The sequence below is a fragment of the Halorubrum tibetense genome, assembly GCF_042661865.1.
In the GTDB taxonomy this organism is placed as follows: Archaea; Halobacteriota; Halobacteria; order Halobacteriales; family Haloferacaceae; genus Halorubrum; species Halorubrum tibetense.
Map to the genome: position 1 here is coordinate 1 of NZ_JBHSWW010000534.1, position 905 is coordinate 905.

Sequence of the window (905 nt, forward strand, 5' to 3'; positions counted from 1 at the left end):
GACCGCTTCGTCGAGCGGGTCGGAACGCCGCTAGCGGACCGAACGGTCGGGCTCGTGAGCGGGGCGCTCCACGCCGGGAGCACCGTGGACGACGTCTTCGGGACGCTCCGTGTCGAGGTCGACCGGCTGACCCACGAGAAGCGAGCGCTTCGAGCGGCGATGCGGCGGTACGTCTCCGTCGGGTGGGTCGCCGCGCTCGTGGTCGCGGGGACCGTCGCCGCGATCAACGCGCAGGTGATGGAGGCGGATCGGCTGGTCGCACTCGGGGCTGCGCTCGACCTCCCGTTCGACCCCGATCTGGTCCACCCCGAAGTCGAGCGGTTCCGCCTGTACGCCGTCGCCCAGGCGACGATGCTCGCTTCCGGCTGGTTCGCCGGGGCCGCCGCTCGGGGGCGAGACGGGGCGCTGCTCCACTCGGGGATCCTCGTCGGGCTCTGTTACGTCGCGTTCTGGTCGACCGGACTCGTGTGACGGGGTTCGAGAACGGGCCGCCCCGATCGACCCGATCGATTAAAGTCGGGTTGTACTAATCCATGGCTAGTGGTTATATCGGATCTCCCGGACGACCGGTACGCGCAGTACGGGCGGCGAACGGAGCGTGACTCGTGAGTCGCGTCTCGCTCGTGGTCGTCGCGGGGACGACGGAGACGGCCGCGATCGACGGGATCAGTGCCGCGGGAGCCGACCCGACGCTCCGAAGACACACGCCGAGTGCCGATCTCGAGATCGTCACCGACGGGCGTCCGGCGGCCGATTCCCCGCTTCCCATCAGTCCGTCGGGCAGTCCGACCCCCGCCGTGATCACGCGGGCGGTTCGGGAGCTCGTCGACTTCGACGTCGTCGGCGTCGACGCGGGGCTCGCGGTGCCAACCGCGACGCCGACCCGAGACGCGTGTGCGGAGCCC

The 905-nt window shown here is 70.6% G+C and carries 2 pseudogenes; both read left to right on the forward strand.

The features are described 5' to 3' along the window. Nucleotides 1–471, forward strand: a pseudogene (locus tag ACFQEU_RS16780) (type II secretion system F family protein); the annotation flags it as partial. Nucleotides 472–605: 134 nt separating this feature from the next. Further along, nucleotides 606–905, forward strand: a pseudogene (locus tag ACFQEU_RS16785) (TIGR00303 family protein); the annotation flags it as partial.